The following is a 23,167-nucleotide window of genomic DNA, read 5'->3' on the forward strand; positions in this document are numbered from 1 at the left end:
GGCCTGACGCAGCCCCTCCCCCAGCCTCCTGAGCCCTTCCCCGATCTCCTCCGGCGTCTGCGTCACGAAGCACAGCCGCATCGTCGACCGGTCGGGGTCACCGGCGTAGAAGGCCGCCCCGGGCACATACGCGACATCGTGCCGCACCACCTCGGGCAGCAGGGCCGTCGTGTCGTACGACTCCGGCAGCCGGGCCCAGAGGAACATGCCGCCCTCGGGCCGGGCCCAGGCGGAGCCCGCCGGGAGGGCGTCGGCCAGTCCCGCCAGCATGGCGTCGCGGCGCTCGCGGTAGACGTCCCGGACGCGGGCCACATGGGCGTCGAGACCGGTCAGACAGCGGGCGGCGGCAAGCTGGTTGACGGTCGGGGTGTGCAGGTCGGCGGCCTGCTTGGCGACCGCGCAGGCCCGCCGCAGTGCAGCGGGCGCGCGCAGCCAGCCCAGCCGCATCCCCGGCGCCATCACCTTGGAGAAGGAGCCCAGCAGCACCGTGCGGTCCTCCGCGCCGGGGTACGAGGCGATCCACGGCACCCGCTCGCCCTCGTACCGGAGTTCGCCGTACGGGTCGTCCTCGACGATCCACACCCCGGCCCGGGCGGCGACCTCGGCGACGGCCGCCCGGCGCTCGGCGGGCAGGGTCCTGCCGGTCGGGTTCTGGAAGGTGGGCACGGTGTAGAAGAGCTTCGGCCGCTCCCGCTCCACCAGCTCCTCCAACGCCCGCGGATCCACCCCCTCCGCATCGCCGGGCACGGCCACGATCCGCGCTCCCGCGAGCCCGAACACCTGAAGTGCCGCCAGATAGCAGGGGTCTTCGACGAGGACCGTGTCACCCGGCTCCAGCAGCGCGGTGGCCAGCAGCGACAGCCCCTGCTGGGAGCCGGTGGTGATGAGGAGGTCGTCGGCGTCCGTCGGCAGTCCGCGCGCCGACATCCGTGCGGCGAGCCCGGCACGCAGGCTCGGCTCGCCCTCCGTCGTGGAGTACTGCAACGCCTGCGCCGGCGTCTGCGCGAGCGCGTCCCGGAAGGCGGCGGCGATGCTCTCCCGGTCGAACAGCTCCGGCGCCGGCAGCCCGCCCGCGAAGTTGATGACCTCGGGCCGCGCGGTGACGGCGAGAATGTCCCGCACGGGCGAGCCCCCCACGGCACCGGTCCGCGCCGCGAGCGACGGCACGGCGGCTGAGACTGGGCGGGGCGCGGGCTCGGTGACGGTCATGACACGGCTCCTTCGGCTCGGCGAGGGGGGTGACGGCTCGTGCCGGGCAGCCTAGAGAACTACGTGTCACCTACAAGCGACTTTCCGGAATGCGGACGGGGAGGGCCGGGGCTGCGGCTTGGACAAGGGCCGGGGCTGTGGCCTGGACAAGGGCGGGGCTGTGGCCTGGACAAGGGCCGGGGCTGTGGCCTGGACAAGGGCCGGGACCGGGATCGGGCACGGGCGGGGCAGAGCCGGGACAGGAACCAGAATCGGCCCCGACTCGCCTCGTACACCGCCGACGGCACCCGCATCCACCACCCCGAACGTCCCACACCCACCCACCGGGACAGCACATCCCCGCAGGTCAGCCGCGCTCCCGCAGCTCGGCCGTCCCGAATTCGCGCCCCACGGTGGCGGCCGGGACGGATGATCACGCAGGCTGGGCCCCGACACCGACCCCCACGCTTGGAGAGGGCCGCACCATGTCCGCGTCCGCACACCCCCCTCGCCCCCGCGCCCGGCTGCTGGGGCGTGCCGCCCTGGCCGCCACGCTGGTGACGATCGCCGCGCTGACGCTCACCGCGTGCGAGGACGGCCAGGGCCTGCGCGACGAGGGCCCGTCGACCCCGACTAGCTCTACGGCCACGACACCTACGGCACCCACGGCATCACCGACACCACCACCCACCTCCGATGGAAGGTAAGGACGGAGCCGAGCCATAGCCCCGTCAGGCCGAGCCATAGTCCCGTCAGTCCGAGCCGCAGACCCGTCAGTCCGAGCCGCAGACCCGTCAGTCCGGGCCCTATCCCCGTCAGCCGCGCCCCAGCTTCTGCGCCGCCTCCGTCGCCCAGTACGTGAGGATGTTGCGCGCACCGGCCCGCTTGATGCCGGTCAGCGTTTCGAGGATCGCCCGGTCCCGGTCGATCCAGCCCTTCTCCGCGGCGGCCTCGACCATCGAGTACTCGCCGGAGATCTGGTAGGCGGCGACCGGTACGTCCACCGCGTCGGCGACCCGCGCCAGGATGTCGAGGTAGGGCCCGGCCGGCTTGACCATCACCATGTCGGCGCCCTCCTCCAGGTCGAGGGCGAGCTCACGCAGGGACTCCCGCGCATTGGCGGGGTCCTGCTGATACGTCTTCCGGTCGCCCTGCAGCGACGAGCCGACAGCCTCCCGGAAGGGCCCGTAGAAGGCGGAGGCGTACTTGGCGGTGTAGGCGAGGATCGCGACGTCCTCCCGCCCGATCTGGTCGAGGGCGTCCCGGACGACCCCGATCTGCCCGTCCATCATCCCGCTGGGCCCGACCACATGGGCCCCGGCATCGGCCTGGACCTGCGCCATCTCGGCGTACCGCTCAAGGGTGGCGTCGTTGTCGACGCGCCCTTCGGCGTCCAGCACTCCACAGTGCCCGTGATCGGTGGTCTCATCGAGGCACAGGTCGGACATGACGAGCAGCTCGTCCCCCACCTCGGCCCGCACGTCCCGGAGGGCGACCTGGAGAATCCCCTCGGGATCGGTCCCGGGCGTCCCGAGCGCGTCCTTCTTCCCCTCCTCGGGCACCCCGAAGAGCATGATCCCGGAGACCCCGGCCGCGACCGCCTCCGCGGCGGCCTTCTTCAGGGTGTCCCGCGTGTGCTGGACGACCCCCGGCATGGCGGCGATCGGCACCGGCTCGCTGACACCTTCGCGCACGAAGGCCGGGAGGATGAAGTCGGCGGGGTGCAGCCTGGTCTCGGCGACCATGCGCCGCATGGCGGGGCTGGTCCGCAGACGCCGCGGCCGCGTACCGGGGAAGGATCCGTACGTCGTCATGCCACCTACGCTACGCCCGCCCCGGCAGCACCTTTGCCGACGCGCAGTCGGCACGCGTTCACGCCCCGAGGGCCCGCATGCGCCGCCCATCCCCGGGGTCCATCCTGAAGAAAAGCCCCAGCAAGAAGAGCCTCAGCCCTCGAACGCAAGGACCCGACGGCAAAGCCCCTTCCCCGCTCCCTCCCCGCTCCCTACCCGCCCCCTCCCGCCTGCCTGCCGCCGCCGTCCCTCCGTACGCACGCGTACACCACGGAGGACGCGATGACCGCCACCCACCACCACAACACCCCCGACCTCTTCGCCCTCTCCGAGATCCACGGCCCGGTCCTGCGCCCCGGCGACGACGGCTACGCCGACGAGGTCACCGGCTTCAACCTGGCCGCGTTGCACACCCCCGACGTGGTCGTGGGCGCGACGGGCGCCGACGACATCGTGAGGGCCCTGCGCTGGGCGTCGGCCACGGCCACCCCCGTCGCCGTGCAGTCGACGGGCCACGGCGCCAACTTCCCCATCGACCACGGCCTGCTGATCAGCACGGCCCGTATGACGGACGTACGCGTCGACCCCGACCGGCGCCTGGCGACGATCCCGGCCGGCGCGAAGTGGCGCCACGTCCTGGAGGCGACGGCCCCGCACGGCCTCGCCGCACTCTGCGGCACGTCCACGGACGCGGGCGCGGTCGGCTACACCCTGGGCGGCGGACTCCCGGTCCTGGGCCGGGCCTACGGCTACGCGACCGACCTGGTCCGCTCCTTCCAGGTCGCCACCCCCGACGGCACACTCCGCGAGAGCGACCCCGACCACGAACCGGAACTGTTCTGGGCGCTGCGCGGCGGCAAGGGCAACGTAGGCGTGGTGACCTCCATGGTCTGCGAGCTCCTGCCCGTCCCCACCCTCCTCGGCGGCGGCGTCTACTGCCCCGGCGAACACACCGAGCCCCTGCTCCGCACCTGGGCCGACTGGACCCACACCCTCCCCGACGCCATGTGCAGCACCTTCAGCCTCCTGCGCCTGCCCCCGATCCCGGAGATCCCCGAGCCCCTGCGAGGCGGCTTCTGGGCCCGCGTGGCCATCGCCTGGCCGGGCGCCCCAGCCGAAGGCGAACAACTCCTCGCCCCCATCCGCGCGGCGGCCCCGGTCGCAGTCGACACGGTGGAAGTGATGCCGTACGCGGCCCTCGACCGCATCCACATGGAGCCCCAGGACCCGCTCCCCGCCCGCGAGTCCTGCGCCCTGCTCCGCGACCTGACCCCCGAGGCCATCGACGCGTTCCTGTCCCAGGCCGGCCCGGAGGCCCCCGACTGCCCCCTCCTGGTGGTCGAGATCCGCCACCTCGGCGGCGCCCTCTCCCGCCCCGCCCGCCTCCCGGACGCGATCTGCTCCCGGGACGCGAACTACCTCCTGGAAGCCGTAGGCGTTCTGGCCGCCCCACCAGCAGCGGAGGCCATAGAACAAGCCACCCGCTCCCTGTACACCGCAATGTCCCCGTACGGCACGGGCCACACCATGGTCAACATCCACGGCACCCCAGGCAACGAACCCGACCGAGCCCGAGCCTGGACCCCCGAGGTCTACGACCGCCTGCGCCAGGACAAGTCAACGTACGACCCGAACAACCTGCTCCGCTTCGGCCACACGATCAGCCCTTGACGCCCGCCCGGGCACCTTCAGCCCGTCCGGCGTTTGAGGACGAGGCCTAGCCGTCCCGATCCCCCACCCACCCCCAAGAGACGCCGGCCTCACGAACGGACGCGGCCACTCTCCGACGCCGACCCGGGCACCTTCAGCCCGTCCGGCGTTTGAGGACGAGGCCCGAAGGGCCGACAGCGGGGTCTGGGGGCGCAGCCCCCAGCGGGGTCGAAGGGGCGGAGCCCCTGGGGATGGGACGGGTAGGGGCGGCGGGGGCGAAACACCCCCGCCCACACCTACGTCGTGGACCGTCTCCGCCGAGCCCCCGGCCGCCGCTCACTCGGCCGAGTAACCGCATCCCCAGCCTCCAGGGCGGCAGCCCGCCTCCGCATCCCGAACTCCGCCAACGCCTCAGCCAACTTGTGCACAGACGGCTCCGGAGCCATCACATCCACCCGAAGCCCATGCTCCTCAGCGGTCTTCGCCGTAGCAGGCCCGATACACGCGATCACCGTCACGTTGTGCGGCTTACCGGCGATCCCCACCAGATTCCGCACAGTCGACGACGAGGTGAAGAGAACGGCGTCAAAGCCACCCCCCTTGATCGCCTCCCGCGTCTCCGCCGGCGGCGGCGAAGCCCGCACGGTCCGATAGGCCGTGACGTCATCGACCTCCCAGCCCAGCTCGATGAGCCCAGCCACAAGCGTCTCCGTGGCGATGTCGGCCCGAGGCAGGAACACCCGGTCGATCGGGTCGAAAACGGGGTCATACGGAGGCCAGTCCTCAAGCAGCCCCGCAGCCGACTGCTCCCCACTCGGCACAAGATCCGGCTTGACCCCGAAGGCGATCAACGCCTTCGCCGTCTGCTCCCCCACCGCCGCGACCTTGATCCCGGCAAAGGCCCGAGCATCGAGCCCGTACTCCTCGAACTTCTCCCGCACGGCCTTGACCGCGTTCACCGAAGTGAAGGCGATCCACTCATAACGGCCCGTCACCAGCCCCTTGACCGCACGCTCCATCTGCTGAGGCGTCCGCGGCGGCTCGACAGCGATCGTCGGCACCTCGTGCGGCACAGCCCCGTACGACCGCAACTGGTCGGAGAGCGAAGCGGCCTGCTCCTTCGTCCGCGGCACGAGCACCCGCCACCCGAAGAGCGGCTTGGACTCGAACCACGACAGCTGATCACGCTGAGCCGCGGCAGAACGCTCACCGACCACGGCTATCACCGGCCGCCCGCCTTCCGGCGAGGGCAGCACCTTGGCCTGCTTCAACGTCTGCGCGATGGTCCCGAGCGTGGCGGTCCAGGTCCGCTGACGCGTCGTCGTACCGGCAACGGTCACCGTCAGCGGCGTATCGGGCTTCCGCCCGGCGGACACCAGCTCACCGGCGGCCGCACCCACGGCATCGAGCGTCGTCGACACGACCACGGTCCCGTCCGACGCCCCGACCTCGGTCCAGCACCGGTCGGACGCGGTCCGCGCGTCCACGAACCGCACATCCGCGCCCTGCGCGTCCCGCAGCGGCACACCGGCGTACGCCGGCACACCCACGGCCGCGGCGACACCGGGCACGACCTCGAACGGCACGCCCGCCGCGGCACACGCCAGCATCTCCTCGGCGGCGTACGCGTCGAGCCCGGGATCCCCGGACACCGCACGCACGACCCGCCTGCCGCCCCGCGCGGCCTGCATGACAAGATGTGCGGCATCCCGCACCGCGGGTAGCGCAGCGGTCGTTGACGCGCCGTCAACAACCGCTAGTTGAGGCGTGCCTGTGCCCGGAGCGGCGTCCGAATCGGGACCCGTGTCCGTGTGCACTTCGGCGACACCGTGCCTGGCGTGCACGCGTACCACGTCGAGCACATCGTGCTCGGCGACGAGTACGTCCGCGTTCGCCAGCGCCTCCACGGCGCGCAGAGTCAACAGCCCCGGATCCCCGGGTCCGGCACCGAGGAAGGTGACGTGCCCGTGTTCAAGGCCGGCGGGAAGAGTGGTGGGGCTCACTGTGCTCGCTCCCCCATCAGACCGGCCGCGCCCTGGGCAAGCATCTCGGTGGCGAGTTCGCGACCGAGCGCCAGCGCTTGGTCGTGCGTCTCGGGCACGGGACCGGTGGTGGACAGCTGCACCATCCGCGTGCCGTCGGTCGTACCGACGACGCCGCGCAGGCGCATTTCCTTGACAATCTGCCCGTCGGCCAGCAGGTCGGCCAGCGCGCCCACAGGGGCGGAGCAGCCGGCCTCCAGGGCGGCGAGCAGTGATCGCTCGGCGGTCACGGCGACCCGCGTGAACGGGTCGTCGAGCTCGCCGAGCGCGGCGACGAGGTCCGCGTTGCCCGCGGTGCACTCGATCGCCAGGGCCCCCTGGCCGGGGGCGGGCAAAACAGTGTCGACCGACAGGAAGTCGGTCACTTCGTCGATCCGGCCGATGCGCCGCAACCCAGCCGCAGCAAGCACCACCGCATCCAGCTCACCATCACGCACGAACCGGATCCGCGTATCCACGTTCCCGCGAATCGCAACCGTCTCGATATCGAGCCCATGCCCGCGCGCGTACGCGTTCAGCTGCGCCATCCGGCGCGGCGAACCCGTACCGATGCGCGCCCCGCGCGGCAGGTCGGTGAGCTTCAGGGCGTCCCTGGCGACGATCACATCGCGCGGGTCCTCCCGCTCGGGTACGGCAGCGAGGGTCAGTTCCTCGGGCTGCGAGGTCGGCAGGTCCTTGAGCGAGTGCACCGCGAAGTCGACCTCGCCCTTGAGGAGCGCGTCGCGCAGGGCGGTGACGAACACGCCGGTGCCGCCGATCTGCGCGAGGGCCTCGCGCGAGACGTCGCCGTACGTCGTGATCTCGACGAGTTCGACGGGCCGTCCGGTCACCTGGCTTACGGCGTCCGCGACCTGCCCGGACTGGGCCATGGCGAGTCTGCTGCGCCGGGTGCCGAGCCGTAGTGGCTGATGGGTCATCGTGGGCCTCGGTTCTTCTCGGTGCTGTCCTCGGCCCGGGAGACGGAGGCCACCGTCTCCTGGTCGAGGTCGAACAGGGTCCTCAGGGCATCCGCGTACCCCGCGCCGCCCGGCTCTGCCGCGAGCTGCTTGACCCGTACGGTCGGCGCGTGCAGCAGCTTGTCCACGACGCGCCGCACGGTCTGCGTGATCTCGCTGCGGTGCTTGTCGTCGAGGCCCGGCAGCCGGCCTTCCAGACGGGCGATCTCGTTCGCCACGACATCGGCGGCCATCGTGCGCAGGGCGACGACGGTGGGCGTGATGTGCGCGGCCCGCTGCGCCGCCCCGAAGGCCGCGACCTCGTCGGAGACGATACGGCGGACCTGGTCGACGTCGGCCGCCATCGGACCCGCGGACGGAGTCCGCTGATCAGTCGCAGTGGCGGAAGCCTCCGCCAGCGACTCGATGTCCACCAGCCGCACCCCGGCGAGCCGGTGCACGGCCGCGTCGATGTCGCGCGGCATGGCGAGGTCGAGAAGCGAGAGCACCGGCGTGGGCCGGGCCGCCGCGGCGACGGGCTCGGGCCTGCGCCGCTCGGGGATCCGGCCGACGGTGGCCACGGTCGCGGCGAGCGCGGTGATCAGTTCGGCGTCGGCCTCGGGGCTGCGCCGGGCGGCCTCGCGCCGGTCGACGGCACTGCCCGCGGCCCAGCTCGCGTGCTGCTCCAGCGTGGCCGCGTCCATCCCGGCGACGGCGGCCTCCCCCATGACAGAGAAACCTCCCTGCACGGCGGCCATGTCCAGCGGACAGCCCTCGTCGGTGCCGACGCTGGTGGGCGGCAGCGGAGTCTGCCGTACGTCGGCGGCGTCGGCGTTGCTCCTGGCGGCGGCCGTCGTACGACCGCTGTCACCGGCCTCGTCGAAGGCGACCGGCTGACCGGTACGGCCTTCCACCGAAGCGGCGACCTCTTCCGCCGTGAGGACGATCCCGGTCGCGCCGGTACAGGAGACGACCACATCGGCACGTGTCAGCTCGCCCGGCACCGCGTCCATCGGTACCGCGCGGGCCAGCACGTCCGTGTCGTCCGTGGCCGTCAGAATCTCCGCGAGTCGCTCGGCGCGGTCGTAGGTCCGGTTGGCGACCACGATCTCACCGACCCCGACCCGCGCGAGCGTGGCGGCGGCCAGCGAGGACATCGAGCCGGCGCCGATGACCAGCGCCCGCTTGCCGCGGGCCCAGTCCTCCACGGCCGTACCGGCGGACAGCTGCTCCAGGCCGAAGGTGACCAGGGACTGTCCGGCGCGGTCGATGCCGGTCTCGGAGTGGGCGCGCTTGCCGACCCGCAGGGCCTGCTGGAACAGGTCGTTCAGCAGCCGCCCGGCACTGTGCAGCTCCTGCGCCTTGGCGAGGGAGTCCTTGATCTGCCCGAGGATCTGGCCCTCGCCCACGACCATGGAGTCGAGCCCGCAGGCCACGGAGAACAGATGGTGGACGGCCCGGTCCTCGTAGTGGACGTACAGATAAGGCGTGAGCTCGTCGAGCCCCACCCCGCTGTGCTGGGCGAGCAGCGTGGACAGCTCGGCGACACCGGCGTGGAACTTGTCCACGTCGGCGTACAGCTCGATGCGGTTGCAGGTGGCGAGCACCGCGGCCTCGGTGGCGGGCTCGGCGGCGACCGTGTCCTGCAGCAGCTTGATCTGGGCGTCCTGGCTCAGCGCCGCGCGCTCCAGAACGCTGACCGGGGCGCTGCGGTGGCTCAGCCCGACGACGAGGAGACTCATGCCGGCATCACCGCGGGTACGTCCCCGTCGGGCCCCTGGTCGGCGGACGCGGCGGCCTCGGTGGGCTCCTCGCGGGTGACGGCGGCCGGTCCGGTGCCGTCGGTGTGGGCGTCCTCGCCGGCCTTGCGCTGCTCGTGGAAGGCGAGGATCTGAAGCTCGATCGACAGGTCGACCTTGCGCACGTCGACGCCGTCCGGAACGGTCAGGACGGTCGGCGCGAAGTTCAGGATGGAGGTGACACCGGCGGCAACGAGCCGGTCACAGACCGGCTGGGCGGCACCGGCAGGGGTGGCGATGACACCGATCGACACGCCGTTGTCCTGGATGATCTTCTCCAGGTTGTCGGAGTGCTGCACGGGAATCCCAGCAACGGGCTTGCCCGCCATCGCGGGGTCGGCGTCGATGAGCGCGGCGACCCGGAAGCCACGGGAGGCGAACCCGCCGTAGTTGGCGAGCGCGGCGCCGAGGTTACCGATACCGACGATCACAACCGGCCAGTCCTGCGTGAGCCCCAGCTCACGGGAGATCTGGTAGACGAGATACTCGACGTCGTAGCCGACACCCCTCGTGCCGTACGACCCGAGGTACGAGAAGTCCTTGCGCAGCTTCGCGGAGTTGACCCCCGCCGCGGCCGCGAGCTCCTCGGAGGAGACCGTGGGTACCGAGCGCTCCGACAGCGCGGTCAGGGCTCGGAGGTACAGCGGAAGCCGGGCGACGGTGGCCTCGGGAATCCCTCGGCTACGGGTCGCCGGTCGGTGAGTTCGGCCAGTTGCCACGGTGCTCCTGCGGGTAGAGCGGGACTGCCGGCGGTCAGTCGTCCCCAGACCGCCCCGTCGAATGCAGGCTATGTCTTTGTGAACGCGTGCACAAAGATGGTGTCCGATTTGCCCGCCCAACGTGACCGGGCTCACGCACGCCCGGCGCACTGATCTGGAACCGGCGCACACGCACCACCGTTCCTCATCTCTTGGGGGCAAAACCGCACACTCTCCTCAACGATCCCCGCCCCCGAGACCAAGTCGCCGTCGATCCTAAGCCGTTTTCGGCGAAGTTGGACTACCCGGTCAGTACTCGGTCACCGCCCGGTCAGTGCTTTGCGGAGGCGATCTTCGTTCACCCGCCAGAAGGTGTGCTGGGCTCCGTCGACCAGGACGACAGGGATCTGTTCCCAGTACTGGTCGTGGAGTTGGGGATCCTGGTTGATGTCCTTCACCTCCCACGCGACCCCCAGCTCGTCGCACACCTTCTCGACCACGCCCTGTGCGGCATCACACAGATGACAGTCGGGCTTTCCGATGAGGGTGACGAGCCGGTCCTGCGGGGACTTGGCTGCGGCACGACGAAAAAGAGGGCTCATGTCAGCCATTCTCGCGCGCCGCCACGCGGAAGCCCGGCCGCTGCTCCACCACGCTGTTTAACTGCGCGGTCGCGGAGAGTTCACAACCTTCAAACCTCTCGACTCCGGAAGCACCGAACAAACTGGCTATGCTCACGGTCATGGCCGCTCTTGGATGGCTCACTCCCCGTAGGCGTTCCGCCACGGCGCGGAGCGTGTTGGCTGGCGAGGCTTCGGCGGAGGCAGCGCGGAAATCGTCGCAGGAAGCGACGGAGGTCTCCGAGACCGCCGAACCGGAGTTCCCGGTACTCGGCGACGAGAAGGCCGCCGCCTTCTTCGACCTGGACAACACCGTGATGCAAGGCGCCGCCCTCTTCCACTTCGGGCGGGGCCTGTACAAGCGGAAGTTCTTCGAGACCCGCGACCTCGCCAAGTTCGCCTGGCAGCAGGCGTGGTTCCGGCTGGCCGGGGTCGAGGACCCCGAGCACATGCAGGAGGCCCGCGACTCGGCCCTGTCCATCGTGCAGGGCCACCGCGTCGCCGAGCTCCAGTCGATCGGCGAGGAGATCTACGACGAGTACATGGCCGAGCGCATCTGGCCCGGCACCCGCGCCCTCGCCCAGGCCCACCTGGACGCGGGCCAGAAGGTCTGGCTGGTGACGGCCGCCCCCGTGGAGATCGCCACGGTGATCGCCCGCCGCCTGGGCCTGACGGGCGCGCTCGGCACGGTCGCCGAATCCGTGGACGGCGTCTACACCGGCAAACTGGTCGGCGAACCCCTCCACGGCCCCGCGAAGGCGGAGGCGGTCCGCGCCCTGGCCGCCGCGGAAGGCCTGGACCTCTCCCGCTGCGCGGCCTACAGCGACTCGCACAACGACATCCCCATGCTCTCCCTCGTCGGCCACCCCTACGCCATCAACCCCGACACCAAGCTCCGCAAACACGCCCGCAAACTCGACTGGCGCCTACGCGACTACCGCACCGGCCGCAAGGCAGCGAAGGTAGGCATCCCGGCCGCAGCAGGAGTCGGAGCGGTAGCCGGCGGCACAGCAGCAGCAATCGCCCTGCACAGACGCCGCCGCTAGTCACCCACAGTCACGTCACCCCACCGCCGTTCCCCCACCCCCCGGCGCGCGCCACCTTTCACCCCCTCCAGCGCGCGCCACCCTTCAGCCCCCTCCAGCGCGCCGCTCTTCAGCTCCTCCGGCGCGCGCCGCCCTTCAGCCCTCCCGGGCATGGTCCGCCTTTGAGCCCCTCGTGCGCGTGCCGCCTCCTCAGCCCCTGCGGCCTGTGCCGCTTTCCCAGCCCTCCGGCCTGTGCCGCTTTCCCAGCCCTCCGGCGTGTGCCGCTTTTTCAGCCCCTCCGGCGTTTGAGGAGCGGGGGTCCAGGGGGCAGAGCCCCCTGGCGGGGTGGAAGGGGCGGAGCCCCTTCAGGGATGGGACGGGTAGGGGCGGCGGGGGCGAAAAACCCAGGCCCGGCCACCAAGTTGACCACGCCCGGTCACACAACCCAATCCGCACCCCATACCCCCACAACCCCCTGTCCAGTCCCCTTGGCTGCACACGACCACAACACGCCCCGGAGACAGCCCGAACACGGACGAATTCGATCAACAACCGATCACTCTCCGGCACTTGATCGGCCGCCAAACGGTTACAGAAGAGACGCAACCGGTGATTTGAGCAACTGGGCGTAGCAGTGCCTGCACGAAGCGTTATTCTCCTCAGACGCAAACCGGTACCCCTCCGTCGCTACGACGGGTGAACGGTCCCGCACTGCACGTGATGGAAGCTCTGCCTCTGGGAGTCCCGTGTACCCACACGTCGGGGTTGACGCCTCGGGCCTGGCTACGCTGCGCGCAACGGTCAAAGACCTGTTGCGCGGCTTCGTCCCCACCGCGTACGCCGTCCCCGCCCTCGCCGTAACCACCGCGCCCGTAGGCCCGTGCTACGCGCTCGCCGACGGCGGCGCCGCCGTCGGCAGACGGGGACGCTCGGCCGGTACGGCAACCGCCCGTCGGCCTGCCGCTGACAGCGACAGCGCTCGAATGATGGATCTAGTGGAACGCGCACAGGCCGGCGAGGCCGACGCGTTCGGAAGGCTCTACGACCAGTACAGCGACACCGTCTACCGCTACATCTATTACCGCGTCGGAGGAAAGGCCACCGCCGAGGACCTCACAAGCGAGACCTTTCTGCGGGCGCTCCGGCGCATCGGCACCTTCACCTGGCAGGGCCGCGACTTCGGCGCCTGGCTCGTCACCATCGCCCGCAACCTCGTCGCCGACCACTTCAAGTCCAGCCGCTTCCGGCTGGAGGTGACCACCGGCGAGATGCTCGACGCCAACGAGGTCGAGCGCTCCCCCGAGGACTCCGTCCTCGAGTCCCTCTCCAACGCCGCACTCCTCGACGCCGTACGGCGACTCAACCCGCAGCAGCAGGAGTGCGTCACCCTCCGATTCCTCCAGGGCCTCTCCGTCGCCGAGACCGCCCGCGTCATGGGCAAGAACGAGGGCGCCATCAAGACCCTCCAGTACCGAGCCGTCCGCACCCTCGCCCGGCTCCTCCCGGACGACGCACGCTGAGCGCGTCCCCCACACCGAACCAGCACACTCCGCAACCTTCAACTCACCCTCGGTGAAAGTCCGTTGACTTCGCGGTCCGTTCATCCTCCGTCCGTAACCCAAGTGCCAAGCCGCTCGTTGTGCGGGATGCAGGCTCCCTGTGGTCACTCCCTGGCCGACATCGATCACTCGATCGTGTGGATTCGGTCAGGGCGTGCAACCCTCAGGACCCCCTGGGGAGTCGACCGTCATGACGAGAGGAGGTGCCGCCAGTGATCGCGAACGTATCGGCACACCGGCGGGCGAACGCCTTCGCCCAGTCCCTGGAGGAGCTGTCCGACCGGGGCTCGGCGGCTGAGCAGGCCGAGCAGCCCGATGGGTCGGCATCGGCACCGGCTGCTGCGGAACAGTCCGAGCAGGGGCGCCTGTTGGCCCTCACCACGAGTCTCGGCGAGTTGCCCAAGCCCGTACTCGACCCCGAGGTCAAGGTCGTCCAGCGGGCCCAGCTCGTGGCCGCGATGGAGGCCATGCTCCAGGAGGGCGCTGCGGGAGGCGAGGCGGGACCCGTCCTGCCCGAGCAGCGTTCGGAGCGGGCGAGAGGCGCGCATCGGGCGTCCCCGCTAAGCAAGCTGCGACCACGTTCACGGCTGGCCAAGGGCCTGACCGCGGGCGGACTCAGCGTCGGTGTCGCCGCCAGCGCCTTCGGCGGAGTCGCCGCGGCGAGTTCCGACGCCCTGCCCGGTGACTCTCTCTACGGCCTCAAGCGCGGCATAGAGGATTTCAAGCTCAACGTCCTGGCCGACGGCGACGACGAGCGCGGGCGAACGTACCTCGATCAGGCCTCCACCCGGCTGAACGAGGCCCGGCGGCTGATGGAGCGGGGCCGCGGCGGGCAACTCGACCACGAGTCGCTCGGCGAGATCCGCCGCGCCCTGTCCGGGATGCGGCACGACGCCTCGGAGGGGCACCGGCTGCTCCGCGAGGCCTACCAGCGTCACCCTGATTCCCTGGGGCCCATCCAGGCCCTCTCCACCTTCTCACGCTCGCACCGCGAGGCGTGGGGCCACCTCCGCGAGCGGCTTCCCCTCCAGCTCGGGGACGTCAGCGACCAGGTGTCCTCGGTCTTCGACGCCATAGACGACGAGGTCGCCCCGCTGCAGTCGCTCCTCCCGCCGACCCCGGCGCAGGGCGGCGACAGCAAGGGGCGCGGTTCCGGCTCCTCGTCGACCGGCACGTCCGGCTCCGACCGGTCCGCCCGCCCCAGCGCCGGCGGCAGCGGCTCCTCCGACGGCAACCGGTCCAGCAGCCCCAGCAAATCCGCCGAGAGCTCGGCGGGCGAGAGCGAAGGCCTGCTCGGCGGCAACACCGGCGGCCTCCTCGACCCCCCGAAGGACACCGGCAGCACCGGCACCTCCCCGTCCACCTCAACACCGAGCACCGAACCCGCCGTCACCCTCCCACCCCTCCTCCCCGGCCTCCTGCCGGGCCTGGGCATCGAGGGCGAGGACGCCAACTAGCAACCACAAAACCAGCAGTACGGCGATGGGGGCGCCCCTCTCAGGGGGCGCCCCCATCGCCGTGCCCACGCTACAAACACGTCTCCGGCCAGCCCGTCAGAAGAACACCGACCGCCGCTGCACCAACAACTTGTACAACGTGTGCTGAATCTGCTCCCTGACCTGGTCGGTCAGGTTGAACATCAGCATCGGATCCTCAGCCGCCTCCGGCGGATAACCATCCGTAGGAATCGGCTCACCGAACTGAATCGTCCACTTGGTCGGCAACGGAATCCCACCAAGCGGACCCAACCACGGAAAGGTCGGCGTCAACGGGAAGTACGGGAAGCCCAGCAGGCGAGCCAACGTCTTCGCGTTGCCGATCATCGGGTAGATCTCCTCCGCGCCGACGATCGAGCACGGGATGATCGGCGTGCCCTTGCGCAGGGCCGTGGAGACGAAGCCGCCGCGGCCGAACCGCTGGAGCTTGTAGCGCTCGCTGAAGGGCTTGCCGATTCCCTTGAAGCCCTCCGGCATCACGCCGACCAACTCCCCCTGGCCCAGCAGCCGCTCGGCGTCCTCGGCGCAGGCGAGGGTGTGGCCGAGCTTGCGGGCGAGTTCGTTGACCACGGGCAACATGAAGACCAGGTCGGCAGCGAGCAGACGGAGATGCCGGCCGGCCGGATGGTGGTCGTGCACGGCGACCTGCATCATCAGGCCGTCCAGCGGCAGCGTGCCGGAGTGGTTGGCGACGATCAGGGCGCCGCCCTCGGAAGGGATGTTCTCGACACCCTTCACCTCGACCCGGAAGTAGTTCTCGTACACCGGGCGCAGCAGGGACATCAGGACCTGGTCGGTGAGCTCCTCGTCGTACCCGAAGTCGTCGACCTCGTAGTCCCCGGTGAGCCGGCGGCGCAGGAAGGCCAGGCCGCTCGCGATCCGCCGCTCCAGGCCGCCGTGATCCTGGGGCTGCTGGGGCGGCTGTTCCTCACGTGTCACAGGAACATCATCCTGCGCGAAGGCCCGTCCCGGGAGGGGCTGGACCTCGCGTACCAGCGCGGATTCACCGCTCTTACGCCGGTTCCCCGCACTCCGGCGCCGCTGCGGCCGCTGCACGGCACTCCCGCGGGACCGGTCGTCGTCGAACGGAATGACCTTGGCGTCCGCCATCGTTGATGCGCTCCTCAGTTGGCGCTCTGCGTCGGAAGGTGGCCGCCACCCAGGGCGGGCAGCGCGGCGATCCGGTCGACGGCCCCCGCAAGGGCCTCCGGCGGCAGGAGTCCGGGACCGCGGCTCTTGGCGAAGTCCGCGAACGTCTCCGCCGTCGTGTACTTCGGCTTGAATCCGAGCGTCTCCCGCATCTGGTCCGTCGACACCACCCGACCGTGCGTGAGCAGCCGGATCTGCTCGGGTGAAAAGTCCGACATGCCCAGCGTACGCACCAGGGAGCCCGCCCAGGTGACCGCGGGAAGCAGCAGCGGCACGGTGGGACGGCCCAGGCGCCGGGAGCACTGCGAGAGCAGCAGGACACCGTCACCGGCGATATTGAAAGTGCCGCTGTTCAGCGTGCCCCGCTCCGGCTCGTGCGAGCCGACGCGCAGCACCTCGATCACGTCGTCCTCGTGCACGAACTGAAGCCGCGGGTCGTAGCCGAACACGGTCGGCAGGACCGGCAGCGAGAAGTACGAGGCGAGCGGCGTGTCCGCGGTCGGACCGAGGATATTGGCGAACCGCAGCACGCACACGGCGACGTCCGGCCGCCGCCGAGCGAACCCGCGTACATAGCCCTCGACCTCGACGGCGTCCTTGGCGAAGCCGCCGCTGGGCAGCGACTTGGGCGGAGTGGTCTCGGTGAAGACAGCCGGATCCCGGGGCGCCGACCCGTACACATTGGTGCTGGACTTGACCACCAGCCGCTTCACGGTCGGAGACTTCTGGCAGGCGCCGAGCAGCTGCATCGTCCCGATGACGTTGGTTTCCTTGACCGTGGTCCGGCTGCCGCTGCCGAGCGCGGTTCCGGTCACGTCCATGTGTACGACGGTGTCGGCGCCGCTCTCGGCCAGCACCCGCGCGATGGTGGGCTGCCGGATGTCGGCCTGGATGAAGTCGGCACCGCCGAGATGATGCTCGGGCGGAACCGCGTCCACGGCCACCACCCGGTCCACTTCCGGGTCACGCTGGATCCGTCGTACGAACCGGCCCCCCAGTTGACGGGCCACTCCGGTCACGAGCACGACCTTGCCCAAGATCAGCGCCTTCCTTCCAGCACTCGTCCCGCTGCGTACCCTGCCGAGTTCCCCGTGTGCGGCCAACTTAGCGGGTCGGTGTTGCGCTGTGATGACCGCCCAATGCATGAAGTGACGAGATTTCCCCGCGTACCACCAGGACGGCTCAGACTCGCTCCAGACGTACGCACGGAGTTCGGCCCTTCGCACACGACCTCGATCGAATACACGTGTGGCCCCCCACCGGATCTCGGATCTGGTGGGGGGCCACATTGCACGCCACTTTCGCGGCGCGCCGCGCTTACTTCTTGTTGCGACGCTGAACGCGCGTGCGCTTGAGCAGCTTGCGGTGCTTCTTCTTAGCCATCCGCTTGCGCCGCTTCTTGATAACAGAGCCCACGACTACCCTCGCTCACTTCTCATCACTCGGCGTTGGGCGCCATGGGCCCATACGACCTACGAGGGGCTAGCCTACCCGCCCCAGCGCTGAGGTCGTAATCGAGGGGGAGAGGGGGAATCCCGAAGAGCCCTGAGGACCCCCCTCGCACCCACTGTCGTCAGGCGGTTTCCACCCCCACATAGCTCTCGCGGAGGTATTCGTGAACCGCTTGCTCCGGGACGCGGAACGAACGCCCCACCCGGATCGCGGGCAGATGACCGCTGTGCACCAGCCGGTACACGGTCATCTTCGACACTCGCATCACCGAGGCGACTTCCGCCACGGTAAGGAACTGAACCTCGTTCAGAGGCCTCTCGCCAGCTGCAGCCATGACACACCTGAACCTTCCGCACTCGACGGCCACCGGCTTCCCCTTCCGGTGACTCTTCGTCGCTGCGTGCTCACTCCCCAATGTAGGTGCCAGTGATGCGAGTGGGGAAGAGGTGCACCCATCGGCGGCCTACTGGGACAGACACGCTCGATTGAGTACGTAGCGGGTAAGCGGCCGGTAGTAATCAGACCGCACAGCGTCATCAAGTGGAACGACGACGGACACAGACCCCTCGGCCTCCCCCACAAAGAGCGCGGGGTCATCCGTATCGGCCAGACCAATGGCCTCAAACCCCAGCTGACCTGCCCCGCAGACCCAACCGTGATCCCCGATCACCAACTCCGGCAACGGCCCGCCGGCCCCCGCCGCGGCCGCCAGCGCGGTACGAACCGGGAGCGGTGAGTGCGTGTGTGCGCCGGTCTCACGCCCGGTGCTCGGAGCGCCGGGTTCCCGCACCAACGCGACTCCTCGTACGTAGGCAAGGTTGTACGTGCGTAGGCCGAACCGGGTCGTTATGTCGACACAGCGACCATGCGCCGGGGTGAGAACGGCACATCCCGCCGCCGACAACGCGTCCGCCAAGGCGGCGTAGAAACCGAGCAGCCGATGCGGGTGCCCCGTCCCGAGCAGCACGGGCACCCGACGCTGCGCGGCCTCCCCGATCCGATCAGCGAAGGCGTCCAGCCCACTCAAAGTCCGCTCCGGATCGATCACATCCAGTCCGGACACACACGCCGGATCGGCCGAAACCCCGCACCTCTCCGCCATCAGCCGAAGCAGATCCCGCTCCCCCCAAGCCCCCTCAGGATCCAGCCCGATGACCACACGAGGATCCCGAGCCGCAAAAAGCCGATAACTCCTGAGACTCGCCTCCCGAGAAGTCGCCACGGTCCCAGCGAGCCGAGCGGCCAGGAGGTGGGCGCGAAGGGCTCCAGTACTCACCACGTGAGCGATGGTGACGGACCGGACCGGCACAGGGGCACAGGAACGGGAAAACACCGCACAGTCGGGTTAACGGGGAGGAACAGGAAAGGCCCGCTCGCACCTCCGCAGACAGCACCGCTCTCGACCTACCGACCAAGTCCCCAGCCGCGAGGCCGTCCACGAGCCCGGCGGCGGCACCGACGCCACGCGGATCCTCTCCCACGTGCCGTACAGGGAAGACCGCCGGTACCCGCCCGTCGCCCGTCATCCCACTGCCGAAACGGGCCTAGCCGTCGCTACGAGTAAGTCCACCTCCCAAAGCGTCCGGTGCCGTAATCGATGCGGTGGGCGCCGTGGGGGCCTGCGGCGCCTCCCGGTTGCCCTCCGGCGCGCCGAGCAGCAGATAGAACGCTGCCAGCACGCCGCATCCGACGAGGATGGCCGACCCGATCCGCTCGTTCCGGTAGGCCACGAACATGGCGACAGCGACCAGAGATAACGCCACAATGGCAGTGAGGGGCATGCGTGTCCTTCCATCAGCCCGGCCGTCGGTACCGCCAAGTCCTCGACGGCCGGGCACCTCTGTTCTGCCGACGGCCCACACTGCCGCCGACTGCTACGGGTGGTTTTCGATCTCCTGCGCCGGGCTTGAGTCTGCGACCGACTCATGCTGCTGCGAGCCAATTCCGCAGGTCACCGGCGCTACATCAGCACGCTACGTGCTTGGTCCCCAATGTAGGGGCGGGTGATGCGAGTGGGGAAGAGGTGCCCCCATCGGCGGCCTACTGGGACAGACACGCTCGATTGAGTACGTAGCGGGTAAGCGGCCGGTAGTAATCAGACCGCACAACGTCATCAAGTGAAACGACGGCAGACACGGCCCCCTCGGCCTCCCCCACAAAGGCTGCGAGTTCGTTCATTTCGGCTGGCCCAGGGGCCTCAAACTCCAGCTGACCAGCCCCGTAGACCCAACCGTGATCCCGACCACCAACTCCGGCAAAGGCCCGCCGGCCCCCGCCGCGGCCGTCGGCGCGGCACGAATCGGGAGCGGCGGATACGTGTGTGCGCCGGTCTCACGTGCGGTGCTCGGAAAGGAAAGGCCAGCTTCCCGCGCCGACGCGACTCCTCGTACGTGGCCAAGGTTGTACGTGCGTAGGCCAAACCGAACCGTTATGTCGACACGACGACCATGCGCCGGGGTGAGAACGGCACACCCCACCGCCGACAACGCGTCCGCCAATACGGCGCAGAAGCCGACCAGCAGGCCACTCAGAGGAGGCGACGGGCGGCCAGCGAGGGAGGCTCCTGGGCCGGAATCCCCGCCTACGCCAACAGCCCCCGCAACGGAAACACAGCCCGCCGCGTGGCCAACACCGCCTGGTCCAAGCGATCCGCAGGGTCGTACCCCGCCTCCCACCCAGCCCAGGAAATAGGCCACCGCCCGTCAGTCATCCGGGCCGGCCCCAACTGCCGAGTCCGAGCGAACACTTCCTGCCGCCACCCCTCAGGAATCACCGCCTCAGGCTCAATCGCCCGCCCCGCGGCAATCCCCACCAGATGCGTCCACGACCGCGGCACAACCTCCACCACGGCATAACCACCCCCACCCAGCGCCACCCACTTCCCGTCGGAATACTCGTGCGCCAGGTCATGACACGCCACCTGCACAGCCCGCTGCGCATCCAACGACACGGCAAGATGCGCCAGCGGATCCTCAAAGTGCGTATCGGCCCCGTGCTGCGTCACCAACACCTGCGGCCGGAAGTCAGCGATCAGCTCCGGCACCACGGCATGGAACGCCCGCAACCACCCCGCATCCCCGGTCCCAGCAGGCAACGCCACATTCACGGCCGTACCCTCCGCGGACTGCGCCCCGGTCTCCTCCGGCCAACCCGTCTGCGGAAACAACGTACGGGGATGCTCGTGCAACGACACCGTCAGCACCCGCGGGTCCTCCCAGAACGCCGCCTGCACCCCATCCCCGTGATGCACGTCCACATCGACATACGCGACCCGCTCGGCCCCCAGCTCCAACAGCCGAGCAATGGCCAGCGAGGCATCGTTGTAGATACAGAACCCCGACGCACCCCCCGGCATCGCATGATGCAGCCCACCCGCGAAGTTCACCGCATGCAGCGCCTCCCCCCGCCACACGGTCTCCGCAGCCCCCACCGACTGCCCCGCGATCAGCGCGGACACCTCGTGCATCCCGGCAAACGCAGGGTCGTCCATCGTCCCGAGCCCATACGACTGGTCCGCCGCCCCCGGATCCACAGAGGCCGCCTTCACGGCCTCGATGTAGTCCTGCCGATGAACCAGCCGCAACGTCGACTCCCCCGCCGGCTGCGCCGCGACGACGTCCACGTGCTTGTCCAGCCCGAAGGCATCGACGAGTCTCCTGGTCAGGGCGAGCCGGACCGGGTCCATCGGATGGTCCCGACCGAAGTCATAGCCCGTTACTGCCTCGTCCCACATCAGCTGTGCGCGGCCGCTCATGCCCGTCACCGTATCGGTCCGGTTGAGCGGCGAACGACCGGGCGTACACAAGCGTCACCAGCACCAACACCATCGGCACAAGCATCGCCCCGCGATAGTTCCACGCATCGCCCAGCGCTCCCACCAAAGGCGAACCGATCAAAAACCCCACGTAATTGAACACATTGAGCCGCGCAATAGCCGCATCCGAAGCCCCCGGCCCGTACTTCTCGGAAGCCAGCCTTCCAGCCGCCGCGAACGTCTGCGGCACCAGCACACACAGCCCCAGCCCCAGCAGCGTGAACCCCACCATCCCGACCCACGCACCCGGCGCCGCGGCCACCACCGCGAACCCCCCAGCCGCCACCAGGGCCCCCACCCGCACCACCACGACGGCCCCGAACCGCCGCACCCCGAAGTCCCCGATGGCCCGCCCCACCAGCGTGGTCACCATGTAGACGTTGTACGGCACGGTAGCCAGCTGCTCCGAACTCCCCAGCACATCCTGGAGATACTTCGCACTCCAGTTGGAGACGGTCGAGTCCCCGATATAGGCGAAGGTCATCACCAGACACAGCGGCAGGAGCACCTTGAAGGCAACGGCCCCCGCCTCCCCTGCTTCTCGGGCCCCCACATCAGTCCCGACGCCACCCCGGGGGCCACCATCGACGTACCACCGACTCCCCACCAACGCGGCCGGCAGCAGCACCACCACAACAGGCAGATACGACACGACCAGCGCCAGATCCCAGTGCGCCCCCACCCACGCCAGCGAGGCCCCCACGATCCCACCCAGGCTGTACACGGCATGAAAGCTGAGCATGATGCTGCGCCCGTACGACCGCTGCAGGCTCACCCCGAGCATGTTCATCGAGGCGTCGAGCACACCCACGGCCAGCCCGAACGCGGCGAGCGCGAGACCCAGCTCGACCATCCGCTCCCCCGCCCCGACCCCGAGCAGCGCCAGGAGCACGACCGGCTGGGACCACCGCAGCAACCGGCTCGCCGGTATCCGCTTCACCAGCCGCTCGGTCGTGACGCTTCCCACGCCGGCCAGGATCGGCACGGCAGCCAGAAAGGCGGGCAACAGCGCGTCGGAGACCCCGTACCGGTCCTGGATGGCCGGAATCCGGGTCACCAGCAGGGCAAAGGCGACCCCCTGAGCGAAGAAGCTGAACGCCAACGAGGCCCTACCGCGCCGCAGCACATCAGTCATGGCGGCGAGCGTAAGGCCCCGGGATACTGGTGGGTAGATCCAGCCAAAGATGAATTTCCCTCAAGTTCAGCTGGCGTCCTGGTCGGCGGCAGTCAGCAGCACATCAATCAACTCCCCCATCCCGCCGAAGAGTCGCATGGCCCCGCCCAGCTTCTCCGCCGGCGTCATCGCGGTGAACCCGTACACGTCCATCCCCGCCGCCCCCGCCGCCTGGACCCCCAACGGACTGTCCTCGACGACGACACACCGCTCCGGCACAACCCCCATGCGCTCGGCCGCATGCAGAAACAGATCCGGCGCCGGCTTCCCCCGCCCCACATCCTGCGAACTGAAGATCCGCCCATCGCCGAAGAACCGGTCCAGCCCCGTCGCCCGATGCCCCACCCGAATCCGCTCATGACTCCCGGAAGACGCGACACAGTACGGCACCTGGTCCGCCGCCAGCTTCTCGAGTACGTCGACGACGCCGGCCACCGCCTTCAACTCCCGCTCGAACGCAGCGAACACCCGCGCATGAAACACATCGTCAAAGTCCGCGGGAAGCCGCTGCCCCGTCCGCTCCAGCACCAACTCATGCACCCGATGCATCGCCGCACCCATGTAGTCCCGTATGGAGTCCTCGTACGAGGTCGGATGCCCCAACTCGGTGAGATACGCGGCGAGGAGCCGGTTGGAAATAGGCTCACTGTCGACGAGCACACCGTCGTTGTCGAAAATGACGAGGTCATAGCGCATGACAGGAGCCTAGGCGGTGCAGGCCCGGAAATGCAGAAAGCCCCCGGACCGGTATCCCCAGCCGGGGGCTCTCTCAC

21 protein-coding genes and 1 pseudogene are annotated in these 23,167 nt (G+C 69.8%); 4 read left to right on the forward strand and 18 right to left on the reverse strand.

Features of this window, described 5'->3' with window-relative positions; all coding sequences use genetic code 11:
• Positions 1 to 1,209, reverse strand: a 1,209-nt coding sequence (locus tag AQJ67_RS38775) for an aminotransferase-like domain-containing protein (RefSeq protein WP_063807413.1), incomplete at its 3' end; no start/stop codon positions are given.
• Between the two features lie 794 nt (positions 1,210 to 2,003).
• A complete protein-coding gene (gene hemB, locus AQJ67_RS38780) occupies positions 2,004 to 3,002 on the reverse strand; it encodes a porphobilinogen synthase (protein ID WP_062724190.1) in 999 nt (332 codons plus the stop codon).
• 261 nt (positions 3,003 to 3,263) lie between these two features.
• Here hemB and AQJ67_RS38785 point away from each other — a divergent pair, with 261 nt between their 5' ends.
• A complete protein-coding gene (locus AQJ67_RS38785) occupies positions 3,264 to 4,652 on the forward strand; it encodes an FAD-binding oxidoreductase (protein ID WP_062724191.1) in 1,389 nt (462 codons plus the stop codon).
• 275 nt (positions 4,653 to 4,927) lie between these two features.
• Here AQJ67_RS38785 and AQJ67_RS38790 read toward each other — a convergent pair whose 3' ends face one another.
• The 6 genes from AQJ67_RS38790 to AQJ67_RS48015 all read right to left on the reverse strand — a co-directional run bounded on the left by AQJ67_RS38790 (position 4,928) and on the right by AQJ67_RS48015 (position 10,849).
• Positions 4,928 to 6,634: a bifunctional uroporphyrinogen-III C-methyltransferase/uroporphyrinogen-III synthase gene (locus AQJ67_RS38790; RefSeq protein WP_062724192.1), complete on the reverse strand. Its 1,707-nt coding sequence runs from the start codon at positions 6,632 to 6,634 to the stop codon at positions 4,928 to 4,930.
• Entirely contained in the window at positions 6,631 to 7,590 is a 960-nt protein-coding gene (gene hemC / locus AQJ67_RS38795; protein WP_062724193.1) for a hydroxymethylbilane synthase, read from the reverse strand. The genes AQJ67_RS38790 and hemC overlap by 4 nt, the downstream gene beginning before the upstream one ends.
• Positions 7,587 to 9,350: a glutamyl-tRNA reductase gene (locus AQJ67_RS38800; protein WP_062724194.1), complete on the reverse strand. Its 1,764-nt coding sequence runs from the start codon at positions 9,348 to 9,350 to the stop codon at positions 7,587 to 7,589. Before AQJ67_RS38800 ends, hemC begins: the two co-directional genes overlap by 4 nt.
• Positions 9,347 to 10,126 (reverse strand): redox-sensing transcriptional repressor Rex, encoded by a 780-nt coding sequence (locus AQJ67_RS38805; protein ID WP_062724195.1) that lies wholly within the window; start codon positions 10,124 to 10,126, stop codon positions 9,347 to 9,349. The genes AQJ67_RS38800 and AQJ67_RS38805 overlap by 4 nt, the downstream gene beginning before the upstream one ends.
• A gap of 299 nt (positions 10,127 to 10,425) precedes the next feature.
• Positions 10,426 to 10,716 (reverse strand): glutaredoxin family protein, encoded by a 291-nt coding sequence (locus AQJ67_RS38810; protein WP_079056453.1) that lies wholly within the window; start codon positions 10,714 to 10,716, stop codon positions 10,426 to 10,428.
• The gene (locus AQJ67_RS48015) at positions 10,709 to 10,849 is read right to left on the reverse strand and encodes a hypothetical protein (RefSeq protein WP_159058915.1); all 141 of its coding nucleotides are present in this window, start codon (positions 10,847 to 10,849) and stop codon (positions 10,709 to 10,711) included. Before AQJ67_RS48015 ends, AQJ67_RS38810 begins: the two co-directional genes overlap by 8 nt.
• Between AQJ67_RS48015 and AQJ67_RS38815 the strand changes: the two genes are divergently transcribed.
• The 3 genes from AQJ67_RS38815 (at position 10,848) to AQJ67_RS38825 (ending at position 14,766) form a co-directional block, all read left to right on the forward strand.
• Positions 10,848 to 11,771, forward strand: a complete 924-nt coding sequence (locus AQJ67_RS38815; protein WP_079056460.1) for an HAD family hydrolase — start codon at positions 10,848 to 10,850, stop codon at positions 11,769 to 11,771. The two genes, AQJ67_RS48015 and AQJ67_RS38815, sit on opposite strands and share 2 nt — an antisense overlap.
• A 725-nt stretch (positions 11,772 to 12,496) precedes the next feature.
• Entirely contained in the window at positions 12,497 to 13,270 is a 774-nt protein-coding gene (locus AQJ67_RS38820; RefSeq protein WP_079056454.1) for an ECF subfamily RNA polymerase sigma factor, BldN family, read from the forward strand.
• Between the two features lie 251 nt (positions 13,271 to 13,521).
• Entirely contained in the window at positions 13,522 to 14,766 is a 1,245-nt protein-coding gene (locus AQJ67_RS38825) for a DUF5667 domain-containing protein (RefSeq protein WP_062724198.1), read from the forward strand.
• Between the two features lie 96 nt (positions 14,767 to 14,862).
• Here AQJ67_RS38825 and AQJ67_RS38830 read toward each other — a convergent pair whose 3' ends face one another.
• The 10 genes and pseudogenes from AQJ67_RS38830 to AQJ67_RS38865 form a co-directional block, all read right to left on the reverse strand.
• Complete coding sequence (locus tag AQJ67_RS38830) at positions 14,863 to 15,915, reverse strand: lysophospholipid acyltransferase family protein (RefSeq protein ID WP_062724199.1); 1,053 nt, start codon at positions 15,913 to 15,915, stop codon at positions 14,863 to 14,865.
• A 14-nt stretch (positions 15,916 to 15,929) separates the two neighbouring features.
• A complete protein-coding gene (locus AQJ67_RS38835; protein ID WP_062724200.1) occupies positions 15,930 to 16,991 on the reverse strand; it encodes an NAD-dependent epimerase/dehydratase family protein in 1,062 nt (353 codons plus the stop codon).
• A 280-nt stretch (positions 16,992 to 17,271) separates the two neighbouring features.
• A complete protein-coding gene (locus AQJ67_RS46220; RefSeq protein ID WP_003948845.1) occupies positions 17,272 to 17,370 on the reverse strand; it encodes a 30S ribosomal protein bS22 in 99 nt (32 codons plus the stop codon).
• A gap of 157 nt (positions 17,371 to 17,527) precedes the next feature.
• Positions 17,528 to 17,740, reverse strand: coding sequence for a helix-turn-helix domain-containing protein (locus AQJ67_RS38840; RefSeq protein ID WP_004984898.1), 213 nt, complete (start codon positions 17,738 to 17,740; stop codon positions 17,528 to 17,530).
• A 129-nt stretch (positions 17,741 to 17,869) separates the two neighbouring features.
• A complete protein-coding gene (locus AQJ67_RS38845) occupies positions 17,870 to 18,685 on the reverse strand; it encodes a phosphatase (protein ID WP_062724217.1) in 816 nt (271 codons plus the stop codon).
• Between the two features lie 265 nt (positions 18,686 to 18,950).
• On the reverse strand, positions 18,951 to 19,187 hold the full coding sequence (locus tag AQJ67_RS38850) for a hypothetical protein (RefSeq protein WP_062724201.1): 237 nt from the start codon (positions 19,185 to 19,187) through the stop codon (positions 18,951 to 18,953).
• Between the two features lie 259 nt (positions 19,188 to 19,446).
• A pseudogene (locus AQJ67_RS46225) lies at positions 19,447 to 20,102 on the reverse strand (phosphatase).
• Entirely contained in the window at positions 19,988 to 21,160 is a 1,173-nt protein-coding gene (locus tag AQJ67_RS38855) for an acetoin utilization protein AcuC (protein ID WP_062724218.1), read from the reverse strand. The pseudogene AQJ67_RS46225 and the gene AQJ67_RS38855 overlap by 115 nt, the downstream one beginning before the upstream one ends.
• Entirely contained in the window at positions 21,111 to 22,355 is a 1,245-nt protein-coding gene (locus AQJ67_RS38860; RefSeq protein WP_107123095.1) for an MFS transporter, read from the reverse strand. The genes AQJ67_RS38855 and AQJ67_RS38860 overlap by 50 nt, the downstream gene beginning before the upstream one ends.
• Positions 22,356 to 22,421: 66 nt before the next feature.
• Positions 22,422 to 23,090 (reverse strand): HAD family hydrolase, encoded by a 669-nt coding sequence (locus AQJ67_RS38865; RefSeq protein ID WP_062724203.1) that lies wholly within the window; start codon positions 23,088 to 23,090, stop codon positions 22,422 to 22,424.
• Between the last annotated feature and the right edge of the window lie 77 nt (positions 23,091 to 23,167).

Source organism: Streptomyces caeruleatus, from assembly GCF_001514235.1.
Lineage (GTDB): Bacteria > Actinomycetota > Actinomycetes > Streptomycetales > Streptomycetaceae > Streptomyces > Streptomyces caeruleatus.